A 13,049-nucleotide genomic window follows, 5' to 3' on the forward strand; every position below is an offset into this window, starting at 1 on the left:
TTAAGCGCGCTTGCGCGTGAAGTACGCCATGAACTCACCAACGATGCCGCGGCGGAAGGCCAGCACGCAGACGATGAAGATCACGCCAATCACGATGTTGACCGATTCGCCCAGTGAGCGGAACCATTCGATGGTCGTGACATTGGCCAGGAAGGTACCGATATCGCCGAGCTTGGATTCCAGGATCACGATCACGAAGGCGCCGACGATTGGGCCGGCAATGGTGCCCAGGCCGCCCACCAGGGTCATCAGTACGATCAGGCCAGACAGGCTCCAGTGCACGTCGGAGAGCGTGGCAAAGCCCAGCACGAGGGTCTTGGTCGAGCCAGCCAGGCCGGCCAGCGCTGCCGAGATGACGAAGGCCAGCAGCTTGTACTTGTCGACGTCGTAACCCAACGAAACAGCGCGTGGTTCGTTTTCCTTGACCGCCTTCAACACCTGGCCGAATGGCGAATGCACGGCGCGGATGATCAACGCGATGCCGGCAACGAAAATTGCCAGGACCACGAAATACAGGGTCAGGTCGCTGCCGAGATCGATGATGCCGAACAGCTTGCCACGCGGCACACCTTGCAAGCCATCTTCACCGCCGGTGAAGGGGAATTGCAGGCACAGGAAGTAGAGGAACTGGGCGATCGCCATGGTGATCATGGTGAAGTAAATGCCCTGGCGACGAATTGCCAGCACACCCATGATCCAGCCGATTGCCGCGCCTGCCAGGGTACCCAGCACGAGACCGACTTCGGTCGGCAAGCCCCACTGCTTCAGGGCATGGCCGGCAATGTAACCGGCACTGCCAAAGAACGCGGCATGGCCAAACGACAGCAGGCCCGCATAACCAAACACCAGGTTAAAGGCGCTGGCGAACAATGCGAAGCACAGCATCTTCATCAGGAACACTGGATAGAAGAAGAACGGCGCTGCCAATGCCGCTGCCAGGAACAAGCCGTAACCAATTTTTTTGTTCATAAATCCCACCGATTGCTGCTGCGGGCGCACTGCCGTGCCCGCTTGATCCTTGTTGATTGAAGTCGCGCTCATGTCACTTCACCTTGCCGAACAGGCCGGCCGGACGCACCAGCAGCACGAGGATCATGATGATGAACACCACGGTCGACGACAGTTCTGGATAGAACACACGGGTCAGGCCTTCGACCACGCCCAGCAGCAGGCCGGTAATGATCGAGCCGAGAATCGAGCCCATGCCGCCGATCACCACCACCGCAAACACGACGATGATCAGGTTGGAACCCATCAACGGCGAGATCTGGATCACCGGCGCCGACAGCACGCCGGCAAATGCCGCCAGCGCCACGCCGAAACCGAAGGTCAGGGTCACCATCAGCGGCACGTTGATGCCGAAGGCTTCCACCAGTTTCGGGTTTTCGGTACCAGCGCGCAGGTAGGCGCCCAGTTTGGTTTTTTCGATCACGAACCAGGTGGCCAGGCAAACCGTCACCGAGGCGAACACCACCCATGCGCGATAGTTCGGCAGGATCATGAAGCCCAGGTCGGTGGCGCCAGCCAGCGCTTCCGGCACCGAGTACGGCTGGCCGGAGACGCCGTAAATCGAGCGGAACACGCCTTCGACGATCAGCGTCACGCCAAAGGTCAGCAGCAGGCCGTAGATATGGTCGACCTTGTACAGCCAGCGCAGCAGCAGCTTTTCGATGATGATGCCGAAAATCGCGACGATGATCGGCGCGGCAATCAGCATGACCCAGTAATTGATATTGAAGTACGCCATGCCCATCCAGGCCAGGAAGGCCCCGAGCATGTACAGCGCACCGTGAGAAAAGTTAATGACGTTGAGCAGGCCGAAGATAACGGCGAGGCCCAGCGATAACATTGCATAAAAAGACCCGTTAACCAGACCCAGCAAGAGCTGGCTCAACATGGCTTGGAGGGGAATGCCGAATATTTCCATGGCAGATCACAAATAAAAATTTACCCTAGAAGGGCGATGAAACTTGAAAAGCGGTGCGCCGCGAAGGGCGCACCGCAGGCTTGAACCAACTTAGCTGCTGCTTACTTCCAGAGGGCGCACTTGGACTCGGCCTTGCTCATGTAGGCCTGGTCACCCGGGATGGTTTGCACCACCTTGTAGTAATCCCACGGATACTTCGACTCGGCAGGCGTCTTCACCTGCATCAGGTACATGTCATGCACCATGCGGCCGTCCGGGCGGATCACGCCGTTCTTGGCAAACATGTCGTTGATCTTGGTGGCCTTCATCTGCGCGATCACCTTCTCGCCATCGTCGCTGCCCACGGCCTTGACCGCGTTCAGGTAGTGCAGCGTTGCCGAGTAGTCGGCAGCGTGCAGCATGGTCGGCTCTTTCTTGGTCTTGGCAAAGAACTTCTTCGACCAGGCGCGGGTATCGTTGTTCAGGTCCCAGTACCAGCCATCGGTCAGGTACATGCCCTGCGTCAGGTTCAGGCCCAGCGAGTGGATGTCGGTGATGAACACCAGCAGACCGGCCAGCTTCATGGTCTTGGTGATGCCGAATTCGTTGGCTGCCTTGATGGTGTTGATGGTGTCGCCGCCGGCATTGGCCATGCCCAGGATCTGTGCCTTGGACGCTTGCGCCTGCAGCAGGAACGACGAGAAGTCGGATGCGTTCAGCGGATGCTTGACCTGGCCCTTGACCACGCCGCCCTGCGCCTTGACAACTTCAGCGGTGTCTTTTTCCAGCGATGCGCCGAAAGCATAATCGGCGGTCAGGAAGAACCAGTCCTTGCCGCCGTTCTTGACGATGGCGCCGCCGGTGCCGCGGGCCAGCGCCACGGTGTCATAGGCATAGTGCACGGTGAAGCCGGTGCAATCCTCGTTGGTCAGGCGGGAAGAACCTGCGCCGATCGAGATGAAGGGCTTTTTCTTTTCCGCGGCCAGCTTGGCCAGCGCCAGGTTCACGCCGGAGTTGGTGCCGCCCAGGATCATGTCGACGCCTTCGCGGTCGATCCATTCACGGCCCTTGGAGGCGGCGATATCGGCCTTGTTCAGGTGGTCGGCGGAGACGAATTCGATTTTCTTGCCGTTGATGGTGCCGCCAAAGTCGGCAATCGCCATGCGCACGGCTTCAGCGCCGTTAGGGCCATCGACGTCGGCGTACACGCCGGACATGTCGGTGATCAGGCCGATCTTGACGGTATCGCCGGAAATCTGGGCAGATGCGGGAGCAGCAAAAGCCATCAGGGCGGTTGCGGTAGCCAGCGCCATTGCATTCAGTTTCAACATCATTCTTTATTTCTCCTTTGGTTCTGCGGTGTTTATTTATATAAAGAACTTACGAACCTACACGCCCAGAAGTGTATTCAATACAGGCATCTTGGCTTCCAACTCGGATGAAGAGAAGGCCTCGACGATCTGGCCGTGCTCCATCACGTAAAACCGGTCCGCCAGCGGCGCGGCGAAGCGGAAATTCTGTTCCACCATCACGATCGTGTAACCCTTGGCCTTCAGGGTGGTGATCATGCGCGCCAGCGCCTGCACGATGACAGGGGCCAGACCTTCGGAAATTTCATCCAGCAGCAAGATCTTGGCGCCGGTGCGCAGGATGCGGCCGACCGCCAGCATCTGCTGTTCGCCACCCGACAGGCGGGTGCCCTGGCTGTTCTTGCGTTCCTTCAGGTTGGGGAACATGTCATAGATTTCTTCTACGGACATGCCCTTTTCCGTCTTCGACACCATCGGCGGCAGCAGCAGGTTTTCCTCGGTCGACAGCGACGAGAAAATGCCGCGCTCTTCCGGGCAGTAGCCCAGGCCCAGATGGGCGATCTTGTAGGTCGGCAGATGAATGGATTCAACGCCGCCAATCTTGATCGATCCCTTGCGGGCGCCGACCAGGCCCATGATGGCGCGCATGGTGGTGGTGCGTCCGGCGCCGTTGCGGCCCAGGATGGTGACCACTTCGCCGTAGTTCACCGACAGGTTCACGTCATGCAGGATATGCGATTCGCCATACCATGTATGCAGGTTGCTGATTTCTAGTGCTTTCTCAGCCATGATCAATGGGCTCCTTCGAGTTCTGCGGCGGAGGTACCCATGTACGCTTCCATCACTTGCGGGTTGCTCGATACTTCTGCGTAATTGCCTTCGGCCAGCATGGCGCCGCGCTGCAGCACCGAAATCCTGTCGCAAATGCCGGAGACCACGCTCATGTTGTGTTCCACCATCAGGATGGTACGACCAGCCGACACTTTCTTGATCAGTTCGGTGACCAGATGCACGTCTTCATGGCCCATGCCCTGAGTCGGTTCGTCCAGCAGCATCAGTTCCGGTTCCATGCCCAGCGTCGTGGCGATTTCCAGCGCGCGCTTGCGACCATAGGGCAAGTCGACAGTAATCGTGTCGGCATAGTCGGACAGACCCACTTCCGCCAGCAATTGCATGGCGCGGTCATTGAGCGTATCCAGGCTCTTTTCGCTCTTCCAGAAATGGAAGGACGTGCCCAGCTTGCGCTGCAGGCCGATACGCACGTTTTGCAATACGGTCAGATGCGGGAACACGGCAGAAATCTGGAACGAGCGGATGATGCCCTGGCGTGCGATCTGCGCCGACTTTTCAGCAGTAATGTCCTTGCCATTGAACAGGATCTGTCCGGAGGTCGGGATCAAAAACTTGGTGAGCAAGTTGAAGCAAGTCGTCTTGCCGGCACCATTGGGGCCGATCAGTGCATGAATATGACCTCGTTGCACTTTCAAATTCACGTCATTGACTGCCGTGAACCCCTTGAATTCTTTGGTGAGATTTTTAGTCTCGAGGATGACAGGAGTCATCATTTCTCCTTCTGTTACGTCTATTACTGGTTGACGCTTTTGCTTGTTATTGACACTTGAAATGCCGATTGCCACACATGTGACTTTGCAATTTTGCGAATGGTACTAGCTCTTATTCCAAGAAACAATACCAGATATGCGAGATATAAATTCTTTTATTGATAAATTAACTTTTTATTCGTTTGTTTGCTGCAGCGCAATGCGGGTAGAAGTGGACTTGATCCATTTCGCAACATGTTCGGCCAGCATGACCGTGGGGGAATTTGTATTACCAGAAGTAATGGTCGGCATGACGGAAGCGTCCACCACGCGCAAGCCAAAAATGCCCTTGACGCCGAGGCGACTGTCGAGCACCGCCATCGGATCTTCGGCACGTCCCATTTTGCACGTGCCAACCGGGTGAAAAATGGTTGTGCCGATTTCGCTTGCCGCCCGTACCAGCGCTTCTTCGGTGTGATAGTCAGGACCAGGCTTGATCTCCTTCGGAGAAAATTGCTGCAGTGCGGGAGCGGAAATTATTTTTCTCGTCAGGCGCAGGGAATCGGCGGCAACCCGCCTGTCGTCTTCCGTACTGAGGTAATTGGGCGTGATGCGTGGCGCCGCGGCGGGGTCGCCGGAGCGCAGGCGCACGTGGCCGCGCGAGCTCGGACGCAGGTTGCACACGCTGGCGGTAAATGCTGGAAAGTTGTGCAAAGATTCACCAAAGCGCTCCAGCGACAAGGGTTGCACGTGATACTCCAGGTTGGCGCTGGCCTGTGCCGGATCGGAACGGGCAAACGCGCCCAGTTGCGACGGCGCCATCGACATCGGTCCACTCTGGAACAGCAAGTATTCCAGGCCAATCTTCATCTTGCCGAACCAGTGGTTGGCCATGGTATTCAGTGTACGCGTGCCCTGGATCTGGAAAATCATGCGCAACTGCAGGTGGTCCTGCAGGTTTTCACCGACACCGGGCAAATCGGCCTGAACTGCAATGCCATGCTCCTTTAGCAAGGGCGCCGGTCCCACGCCGGAGAGCTGCAGTATCTGCGGCGAACCGATCGCGCCGGCGCACAGCAGCGTTTCGCGCGCCGACTGCGCAAACCAGCGTGCGCCCTCGCGGACAAACTCGACGCCCGTGCATACCTTGCCATCAGGCGTGTCGGCAAAGCGCAGCCGCTCGACATGACATCCTGTCATGACGGTGAGATTGCCGCGTTTGAGCGCCGGCTTCAGGAAAGCGCGCGCGGTACTCCAGCGCAGGCCGCGCTTCTGGTTGACTTCGAAATACCCGCAGCCCTCATTGTCGCCGCGGTTGAAATCGTCGGTGGCGGGAATGCCGGCCTGGCCGGCAGCGGCGCGGAAGGCTTCGAGGATTTCCCACGACAGGCGCTGCTTTTCCACGCGCCACTCGCCGCCGGCGCCATGGAAGGCATCGGCGCCGCGATGATGGTCTTCGCTCTTCATGAACACCGGCAGGACGTTTTCCCAGCGCCAGGCCGCGTCGCCGGTCAGTTGCGCCCACTCATCATAGTCGCGCGACTGCCCGCGCATGTAGATCATGCCGTTGATCGACGACGAGCCGCCCAGCACCTTGCCGCGCGGGTAAATCAGGCTGCGGCCATTCAGTCCCGCATCGGCTTCGGTGCGAAAGCACCAGTCGGTGCGCGCATTGTCGATGCAATACAGATAACCGACCGGGATATGCACCCACAGGTAATCGTCCTTCTTGCCCGCTTCGAGCAGCAAGACTTTGACCTGCGGATCTTCGGTCAGGCGGTTGGCCAGAACGCAACCGGCCGAGCCGGCGCCAATGATGATGTAATCGTATTGTCCCGCTGATTGCATGGTGTTGTTGTCTCCTCCAGGCTTGGCCGGCATGGCGCCGGCTTACTTCGCCACCGGCATGGTGAACTCGGCGCCCTTGGCAATCGAGTCCGGCCAGCGCTGCATGATCGACTTGTAGCGCGTGTAAAAACGCACGCCTTCCTCGCCATAGGCATGGGCATCGCCAAACAGCGAGCGCTTCCAGCCGCCGAAGGAATGCCAGGCCATCGGCACCGGGATCGGCACGTTGACGCCAACCATGCCGACTTCGATGCGGCGCGAGAATTCGCGCGCGGTCTGACCGTCCGAAGTAAAGAGCGATACGCCATTGCCGAATTCATGCGCATTGATCAGTTCGACCGCTGCCGCAAAGGTCGGCACGCGCACCACGCACAGCACCGGCCCGAAGATTTCTTCGCGGTAGATGCTCATGTCGGGCGTGACATTGTCAAAGAGACTGCCGCCCAGGAAGAAGCCGTTTTCATGGCCGGCCACGCGCAAGCCGCGGCCATCGACCAGGAGCTTGGCGCCGGCCTTCACGCCGGCATCGATATAGCCCTCGATCTTGGCCTTGTGGATCGCGGTGACCACCGGCCCCATTTCGGCGTCGGCTTCCATGCCATTCTTGACCTTGAGCGCCTTCACGCGCGGCACCAGGGCTTCCACCAAACGGTCGGCCACGTCACCCACCGCCACCGCCACCGAAATGGCCATGCAGCGCTCGCCGGCCGAACCGTAGGCCGCGCCGATCAGGGCATCGACAGCCTGGCCGAGGTCGGCGTCCGGCATCACCACCAGGTGGTTCTTGGCGCCGCCCAGCGCCTGCACGCGCATGGGATACGGCCCCTTGCGTTTTGCACCCTCGGTATAGATGTACTCGGCAATGGGCGTGGAGCCGACAAAGGACACCGCTTTCACGTCGGGATGCTGCAGCAGGGCGTCGACTGCCACCTTGTCGCCCTGGACGACATTGAAGACGCCATCGGGCAACCCCGCCTGCTTGAACAAGTCCGCCAGCATCAGCGACGGGGTCGGATCGCGCTCGGAAGGCTTCAGGATGAAGGTGTTACCGGTGGCCAGCGCCATTGGCGCCATCCACATCGGCACCATCACTGGAAAATTGAATGGCGTGATGCCGGCAGTCACCCCCAGCGGCTGGCGCATTTGCCAGTTATCGATGCCGCCGCCGATATTGTCGGAAAACTGCGACTTGAGCAGTTGCGGCGCGCCGCAGGCAAACTCCACGATTTCAATGCCGCGCACCACTTCACCCTTGGCATCCGAAAACACCTTGCCATGTTCGCGGGTAATTGCGGCGGCCAGCGCATCATGGTGCCGCTCCATCAATTCCTTGAACTTGAAGAGGATGCGGGCACGCTTCAAGGGTGCGGTTTCCGCCCAGGCCGGCGCAGCCGCAGACGCCGCTGCCACTGCGGCATGGACTTCCTCGACGCTGGCCAAGGCAACCTCGCCGGTCACTTCGCCCGTCGCGGGGTTGAAAACATCTTGCCGGCGGCCGCTTTCGGACGCTGTCACGCGGCCGGCGATGAAATGAGAAATCGTGGAAGAAGCGGTATTTGCCATAAATATTCCTTGGGTAAGTGATCTGATTTCCGCAGAATATCGGCATATTTGTAGTGAATCCAATCATATTTTATCAATACGTCATAAATATATTTTATAATTATCGTATTCCCGAATCGATAAATAATCTGCATGGATCCTTCCCAGTTGCGTGCCTTTATCACCGTGGCGCGTACCGGCAACCTGACCCGCGCCGCGGCCGCGCTGCATTTGACCCAGCCGGCGGTCAGCCTGCAAATCAAGGCCCTGCAAGCCACGCTCCAGGTACAGCTGTTTTCGCGCACGCCGACCGGCATGGTCTTGACCACCGAAGGGGCCAAGCTGCTGCCGCTGGCCGAACGCATCCTGGCCAACATGGCGGAGCTGGAGCAAGCCGCCAACGCCCTGCACACCACGCTGAGCGGCACCCTGGCCATCGGCACCATCCTCGATCCGGAATTTACCCGCCTGGGGGTCCTGCTCAAGCACCTGGTCGAATCCTGGCCCCAGCTGACCCCGCGCCTGCAGCACGGCATCTCGGGCACGGTCCTGAACATGGTGAAAAGCGGCGAGCTGGATGTCGGCTATTTCATCGGCGATCCCGGCAAGGAATGCCATTCCCTGATCCTGACGTCATTTACCTATAACGTCGTGGCGCCTTCGGGCTGGAAAAGCCGCGTTAGCGGCAAGGACTGGCCGGCGTTGGCGCAATTGCCCTGGATCTGGACCCCGCCGGAATCCGCCCACAACCGCTTGCTGAGCAATATCTTTTCTTCCTATCAAGTAAAGCCCATCACGGTGGCGCAGGTCGACCAGGAGCAATCCATGCTCGACCTGGTGAAATCCGGCCTCGGTCTATCCCTGGTGCGCGAATCCATCGCCTTGCGCGAATCCCACGCCCACGGCCTGGTCATTGCCGATGCGGTCAGCGTTGCCACCGAGTTGCGCTTCATTACGTTGGCCAAGCGTCAGCAGGAAGTCGCCATCGCTGCCGTTTTTTCCTTGCTCGCCAGCGTATGGAACCGCTAATCGGCCGTTTTTGGCTGGAATTTGCCTGAAATAAGGCTTTATCCACAATGATTGTGGATAAAGCTGGGGATAAGCTTTGCGCGCTTTGTGCACAAGCGACGATCTCGCAAAAGACCGTTTTTTTATCCAGAATTTATCCTGTCTCGATACAAGCGTTATCAGGGTGCTTATCCATGCCGTAAACCTCTGAATCGATTCAAGGTTTACGACTTATCCACAAAAAAAGCGACGTTTACTATTACTACTATTTATATATATAAATAATTATTCAAAACCAACCCCCCAGTTTCATTTCCCTTCGGGATGAAAATCGCTTTCCTGAAAAACGATTTTTGCAATCAAGCGAAACGCTTTTGAAATAGACAATCAGACAACGCCAGTACAAAACCCCTTTTCCTGAAAAACCAGTCGCTAACCATCCTGGATATATGCAAAACAGCAACTTCTTGTTTTGCAAGACGAATTTGCCTGTGGATAATCCAGTGCATAGATGGCAGATCGTTTGTGTACAAATGCCTGAAGTGATGCATAGCGTTTTTTTATCCAGAAACTGTCCGCTTTAAAAACAAGCTTTATCCGATAGTTTTTACAGCGGCTAAAGCCATGATTTTTCAACGCCTTTACGAGTTATCCACAGAAAAAGGCCCCGTTTACTATTATTACTATTTATATATATAAATACTTATTAAAAAACCGTAATTCCTTACCAGCCGCTTCCCCCACGACAAAAACACGAAAAAGATGGTCTTTAAAACAAGAAATTAAGTTGTCATTGAATAAAAATGGGCAATTTATCAATAAGACCAATAAAAAAAATCCACTGCCAGTTCCCTGGCAATGGATTTCCTAAAACCAAAATATTGTTTTTTTATAACTGCAAGATGCCTTTTCCAATGGCATTCTCGGTGGCTTCGATCAACCGTGTCCGCAACCAACGGTGGGCTTGATTGCGCGCATCGCGTTCATGCCAAAGCAAGTCGACGTGCACCGGGGGCATATCGAAAGGCAATTCCTTGACGATCAAGGCATCCTGTCTGCCCGTGGAAGCAACCAAATGCCGTGGCAAGACCGTGAGCAAATCCGAACTCGCGACCACGGATCCGCCCGTATAGAATTGATTTACCGTCAATAAAATGTGACGTTTGCGTCCCAGCTGTGCCAGCGCATCGTTCACCATGCCATAGGCCCGCCCGGAAAAGCTGACCAGCAAGTGGTCGGCAGCGCAATAGGCATCCAGGGTCAGTTCCTGATGTTCAAGCGGATGGCCCTTGCGCATGACACAAACATATTGACCCGTGTACAAGCGCTCATGCCGGATTGGCGAACTGGGTTCGGTCGCCAGCTGGCTCGCCACGCCCGGGAAAAAACCGATGGTCAGGTCGATATCGCCGTGCAGCAGGATGGCGCGCGGGTCGCGCGTGGTCAGGGGCATCATGCGCACGCTGATGCCTGGGGCTTCACGCTGGATGTCCTGCACCAGCATGGGCAGCCAGAGCGCAGCCGGCGCGTCGGCCATGGCCATGCGGAACGTGGTCTTGGTCTTGGCCAGATCAAAACTTTCCGGGGTGACCGCCGATTCCAGGTCCGCGAGCGCATTGCGCACGATCGGCCACAATTCCTCCGCTCGCGGCGTTGGGCGCACGCCATGCGCCGTACGAATCAGCAATTCATCGCCAATGGCATCGCGCAAGCGTTTCAGGGCATTGGAAACAGCAGGTTGCGTCATCGCAAGCCGGCTGGCCGCGCGCGTCAGGTTCTGTTCCGACATCACGGCATCGAAGACGCGCAACAGGTTTAAATCGAGAGTCAGGAAGCTCATGGTAAAAGAGGCACTACGGCACTACACCGCCCATGCATAGTTATGAATATAGGTGATAAGAGTTATCGTCATTGATAATTGGAGGTATAACAGAGTTAACCCTATACTGCAACGCGCCAGAATAGTGTTTGAAAGAATTAATTTATGTCGATTTTTGCACTTGTTCAACTGGGCCAAAAGACAGATTCCGTCATGGCCGGTTCAATCGATACATTGTCGTTGTTGATGCTGTGCTTTGGTTTGCTGGGTATTGTCGTCACCCTGGTGATGGCATTGAAGTCCAGGCAAACACGACAATCCACGCAAAAATCGCCTGCCGGGCGCGCGCAATTCCACCTGCGCACCGAGTAGCCCTTAATCCCGTCCCAAGCCATCGAGCAGCATTTGCGTATCCACGATGCGCGCGCTGCCTCGCTGCCTCGCGATGTCCCGCTCGAACCAGCGTTGGACGACATAAGGTCCGAAGCCGGTTGATTCGCGTATCGCGAATTGAAAAACAGCATCCCATTCCCGATCCTGCGGCATCACCCAGACCACCTGCTGCCCGGCATCGTCCATGATGCCGGCATGGCGCAAATGGCTGCGGATGCGCGTGGCGCGCTGTTCCGGCGTGCCGCCGAACTGACCCGTTGCATCAGGTAATGGCAATACAGCGGGAACCCGCCTTTCGATCAAAAGGACAGCGCCGGTCCTGAACTTCGCCCAGGGGCCGAGCAAGCTTTGTTCGACCAGGCGGCGCTCGTCATCGGACAGGGGATCGTCCAGGTAATAGCAAGACAGTATTCGTGCCATAGACACATAATACGCCTGGCAGGGGCAAAAGATTACTTGCGCCGCTTTTTCCAGTTGTAATTTGGCTTAGGGTCGGCTGCACCGGCATGCCCGACGTGATGCGGGTTTTCCGAGCACATGGTGATGAAGCGAACGGCTTCGCCGGCACGATGGCGGATACGCAGCTGTTCCATGAAGTGCAAGGCCGCGCCCATCTGGCTGGTGTCGAAGGATTGTGCCCGGGCAAGCGGCACATCCTCTTTATATTCCGTCCAATACACCATGTACATGGTTCAATCCTGATTACGTCTGGAAACTACCGCCCGCCAGGGCAAAGCCTTGCAAGAATTCCCGCGCAGCCAGGCGCTTGCCGCCGGGTTTTTGCAATTGCGTGACGCGCACGGCACCGCTGCCGCAGGCAATCACCACGCCATCCGCATCGGCCTTCAAGACTTGGCCCGGCGCGGCATTGCCATTTTCGGCAAGCGCATCCGCATGCCAGAGTTTGACGGCAACGTCATTGAACAAAGCGGACGCGCCGGGAAACGGATTGAATGCCCGGATCTTGCGCGCTACCTCAATGGCGGATTGGGACAAGTCCAGCAAGGCTTCTTCCTTGGTGATTTTGGCGGCGTAAGTCACACCCGCCTCCGGTTGTGGTGTTGCCGGCAAAGTGCCTTTATCCAGCTGGGCCAGCGCATCCACGATCATGTCGGCGCCGAGTGCCGCGAGCTTGTCATGCAGGGTGCCGGTGGTGTCGTCAATTGCGATGGGTACGCTTTGCATGGCCAGCATCGGCCCGGTATCCAGGCCTTCTTCCATTTGCATGATGGTCACGCCTGTTTCGGCATCGCCCGCTTCGATGGCGCGATGGATGGGCGCGGCACCGCGCCAGCGCGGCAACAGCGACGCATGGATATTGATGCAGCCGAGTTTCGGGATATCCAGCACCGAGCGCGGCAGGATCAAGCCGTAGGCCGCTACCACCATCACATCGGCATCGACGGAATGCAGCAAGTCATGGGCTTCGCGCGCCACATCCGGATGCTTGCCATCGAGCCTGAGGGATACCGGCTGTGCTACCGGCAGATGGTGGGCCAGCGCGAACTGCTTGACGGGAGACGCTTGCAACTGCATGCCGCGTCCGGCGGGGCGGTCGGGCTGGGTCAGGACGAGGACGATGTCATGGCCGGCGGCGTGCATGGCTTGCAGGGCGACAGCGGCAAATTCGGGGGTACCGGCGTAGATGATTTTCATAGACGAGATTGTATTACGGGCTGCTG

General features: G+C 57.5%; 13 protein-coding genes. 2 read left to right on the forward strand and 11 right to left on the reverse strand.

Going from position 1 to position 13,049, the window contains the following annotated elements; genetic code table 11:
- From EKL02_RS01120 to EKL02_RS01150, 7 genes are all read right to left on the reverse strand, one after another.
- Complete coding sequence (locus EKL02_RS01120; protein ID WP_128903327.1) at positions 1 to 969, reverse strand: branched-chain amino acid ABC transporter permease; 969 nt, start codon at positions 967 to 969, stop codon at positions 1 to 3.
- Between the two features lie 73 nt (positions 970 to 1,042).
- Positions 1,043 to 1,927, reverse strand: coding sequence for a branched-chain amino acid ABC transporter permease (locus EKL02_RS01125; RefSeq protein ID WP_128900312.1), 885 nt, complete (start codon positions 1,925 to 1,927; stop codon positions 1,043 to 1,045).
- A 101-nt stretch (positions 1,928 to 2,028) separates the two neighbouring features.
- On the reverse strand, positions 2,029 to 3,234 hold the full coding sequence (locus EKL02_RS01130) for an ABC transporter substrate-binding protein (protein ID WP_128903328.1): 1,206 nt from the start codon (positions 3,232 to 3,234) through the stop codon (positions 2,029 to 2,031).
- A gap of 60 nt (positions 3,235 to 3,294) precedes the next feature.
- Positions 3,295 to 4,005, reverse strand: a complete 711-nt coding sequence (locus EKL02_RS01135; protein WP_128900313.1) for an ABC transporter ATP-binding protein — start codon at positions 4,003 to 4,005, stop codon at positions 3,295 to 3,297.
- A 2-nt stretch (positions 4,006 to 4,007) separates the two neighbouring features.
- Positions 4,008 to 4,778 (reverse strand): ABC transporter ATP-binding protein, encoded by a 771-nt coding sequence (locus tag EKL02_RS01140; protein WP_128900314.1) that lies wholly within the window; start codon positions 4,776 to 4,778, stop codon positions 4,008 to 4,010.
- Positions 4,779 to 4,952: 174 nt separating this feature from the next.
- Positions 4,953 to 6,605: a GMC family oxidoreductase N-terminal domain-containing protein gene (locus EKL02_RS01145; protein ID WP_128900315.1), complete on the reverse strand. Its 1,653-nt coding sequence runs from the start codon at positions 6,603 to 6,605 to the stop codon at positions 4,953 to 4,955.
- 42 nt (positions 6,606 to 6,647) lie between these two features.
- Positions 6,648 to 8,168 (reverse strand): CoA-acylating methylmalonate-semialdehyde dehydrogenase, encoded by a 1,521-nt coding sequence (locus tag EKL02_RS01150; protein WP_128900316.1) that lies wholly within the window; start codon positions 8,166 to 8,168, stop codon positions 6,648 to 6,650.
- A gap of 132 nt (positions 8,169 to 8,300) precedes the next feature.
- Between EKL02_RS01150 and EKL02_RS01155 the strand changes: the two genes are divergently transcribed.
- The gene (locus EKL02_RS01155) at positions 8,301 to 9,176 is read left to right on the forward strand and encodes a LysR family transcriptional regulator (RefSeq protein ID WP_128900317.1); all 876 of its coding nucleotides are present in this window, start codon (positions 8,301 to 8,303) and stop codon (positions 9,174 to 9,176) included.
- An 868-nt stretch (positions 9,177 to 10,044) separates the two neighbouring features.
- Here EKL02_RS01155 and EKL02_RS01160 read toward each other — a convergent pair.
- A complete protein-coding gene (locus EKL02_RS01160) occupies positions 10,045 to 10,995 on the reverse strand; it encodes a LysR family transcriptional regulator (RefSeq protein ID WP_128900318.1) in 951 nt (316 codons plus the stop codon).
- A gap of 192 nt (positions 10,996 to 11,187) precedes the next feature.
- Between EKL02_RS01160 and EKL02_RS18090 the strand changes: the two genes are divergently transcribed.
- Positions 11,188 to 11,346 carry a hypothetical protein gene (locus tag EKL02_RS18090; RefSeq protein WP_164931914.1) on the forward strand — a complete coding sequence of 53 codons (159 nt, stop codon included), beginning with the start codon at positions 11,188 to 11,190 and terminating at the stop codon, positions 11,344 to 11,346.
- 3 nt (positions 11,347 to 11,349) lie between these two features.
- On the opposite strand, the gene EKL02_RS01165 is transcribed toward EKL02_RS18090, so the two are convergent.
- Genes EKL02_RS01165 through fmt form a run of 3 tightly spaced genes read right to left on the reverse strand, consistent with a single transcriptional unit; the run spans position 11,350 to position 13,023 of the window.
- Complete coding sequence (locus EKL02_RS01165; protein WP_128900319.1) at positions 11,350 to 11,787, reverse strand: hypothetical protein; 438 nt, start codon at positions 11,785 to 11,787, stop codon at positions 11,350 to 11,352.
- Positions 11,788 to 11,819: 32 nt separating this feature from the next.
- Positions 11,820 to 12,056 carry a hypothetical protein gene (locus tag EKL02_RS01170; RefSeq protein WP_128900320.1) on the reverse strand — a complete coding sequence of 79 codons (237 nt, stop codon included), beginning with the start codon at positions 12,054 to 12,056 and terminating at the stop codon, positions 11,820 to 11,822.
- Between the two features lie 13 nt (positions 12,057 to 12,069).
- Complete coding sequence (gene fmt, locus EKL02_RS01175) at positions 12,070 to 13,023, reverse strand: methionyl-tRNA formyltransferase (protein WP_128900321.1); 954 nt, start codon at positions 13,021 to 13,023, stop codon at positions 12,070 to 12,072.
- Positions 13,024 to 13,049: the final 26 nt, after the last annotated feature.

This window comes from Janthinobacterium sp. 17J80-10 (assembly GCF_004114795.1).
Lineage (GTDB): Bacteria > Pseudomonadota > Gammaproteobacteria > Burkholderiales > Burkholderiaceae_D > Paucimonas.